This is a genomic window from Microcystis sp. M49636_WE2, assembly GCF_030065375.1.
In the GTDB taxonomy this organism is placed as follows: domain Bacteria; phylum Cyanobacteriota; class Cyanobacteriia; order Cyanobacteriales; family Microcystaceae; genus Microcystis; species Microcystis aeruginosa_C.
The window spans coordinates 1-1531 of record NZ_JASJFG010000335.1 but is presented as its reverse complement, the minus strand read 5'-3'; the positions used below and the strand labels follow the sequence as shown (position 1 = coordinate 1531).

At 46.4% G+C, this 1531-nt stretch carries 2 protein-coding genes and 1 pseudogene; 1 reads left to right on the top strand and 2 read right to left on the bottom strand.

From position 1 onward, the window contains the following. A pseudogene (locus tag PX484_RS25710) lies at nt 1-92 on the bottom strand (photosystem I reaction center subunit PsaK); the annotation flags it as partial. A 120-nt stretch (nt 93-212) separates the two neighbouring features. Here PX484_RS25710 and PX484_RS08000 point away from each other — a divergent pair. Next, nucleotides 213-851 (top strand): phosphoribosylanthranilate isomerase, encoded by a 639-nt coding sequence (locus PX484_RS08000; protein WP_287765194.1) that lies wholly within the window; start codon nt 213-215, stop codon nt 849-851. Nucleotides 852-907: 56 nt separating this feature from the next. On the opposite strand, the gene folE is transcribed toward PX484_RS08000, so the two are convergent. Then, nucleotides 908-1531 (bottom strand): GTP cyclohydrolase I FolE (gene folE / locus PX484_RS07995; RefSeq protein ID WP_288103394.1); only part of this gene is annotated, 624 nt, incomplete at its 5' end.

Sequence of the window (1531 nt, the reverse complement as noted above, 5' to 3'; positions counted from 1 at the left end):
GCTACTAGGTTAGCTAACGTCATGGTAATGCCGACGGATAAATTCCAGGGAATGGTTTGAGCAGTGGCTAAAAGTAAGGCGGAAGGGATCATTTGCGCTCCAGTCTTGATAAGATTTTGTTAACCACAGGGCATTATAAAAAGCTCTTGACCCGAAACTGCTTTTTGTTTGAATACTTAACAGTTTTTGTAACGTTTTGCGAATAAGATTAAATGCGAATTAAAATTTGCGGCATTACCCAACCGGACCAAGGACGAGCGATCGCCAATTTAGGAGCAACGGCCTTAGGTTTTATCCTCGTACCGAGTTCGCCTCGTTACGTCAAAATCGAGCAAATTAACGCTATTACCGCCGCAATACCCGACAAAATTGATTTTATCGGGGTTTTTGCCGACGAGCAACCGGAAATTATTCAGCAAATAATTATTAAAACCCCCTTGACAAGTGTGCAGTTACATGGTAAGGAATCTCCCGAATATTGCCAAAGGTTGCGGCAATTATTACCCGACCGGGAAATTATCAAAGCTTTGCGGATCAAAGACAGAGAAAGTTGGGAAAAGTCGGCAATTTACTTCAATAGCGTCGATACTTTACTTTTAGATGCCTACCATCCCCAATTGCTCGGCGGTACGGGACATACCTTAGACTGGCAAGCCTTAGCCAGTTTTTCGCCCCCCTTGCCCTGGTTTCTGGCCGGAGGACTCAACCCCGATAATATTAGTGAAGCTTTAACTCGGCTGCACCCCCAGGGTATTGATGTCTCTAGCGGCGTTGAGCGATCGCCTGGTGATAAAGACATCAAAAAAGTCGCCCTCTTGTTAGAGCGACTGCAAACATTCAGTGATCAGTGATCAGTTAGAAGGTTTTAGGGTGTTGGGGTTTTAGTTGAATTCCCCCATTTCCCTGACTAGAAGAAATTGGGTTTATGACGGATCAGGTTAAGATACTCCTCGCGGGTTTTCTGCTCGTCTTGGAAGACTCCTAACATGGCGCTGGTGACAGTCCAGGATCCCGGTTTCTGCACCCCGCGCATTACCATGCACATATGAGTTGCTTCCATGACTACCGCAACCCCTTGGGGGTCGAGAATTTCTTGAATCGCTTCGGCAATCTGACGGGTGAGGCGCTCTTGCACCTGTAAACGACGGGAATACATTTCCACAATGCGGGCCAATTTACTTAATCCGACCACCTTTTGGTTAGGAATATAGGCAACGTGGGCCCGACCCATGAAGGGTAACATATGATGTTCACAGAGACTAAAGAAGTCAATATCGCGCACTAATACCATCTCATTATGACCTTCATCGAAGATCGCACCATTAACGAGGGTTTCCAGGGATTGTTGATAGCCTTGGGTGAGAAACTGCATCGCTTCGGCCACCCGTTTGGGGGTTTTTAATAAACCTTCTCTTTCGGGATCTTCCCCCACCGAGATCAGGATATTTCTGACCGCATCCATCATCTGTTCTTTGTTTTCGTCGGAAGTTGGATGAATTTGAGCGGTTTTGCCATTGTGGGTGTTGCGATC

Coding starts and splice junctions, on each gene's coding strand:
- PX484_RS08000 (WP_287765194.1), top strand. CDS start 213: ATGCGAATTAAAATTTGCGGCATTACCCAACCGGACCAAGGACGAGCG.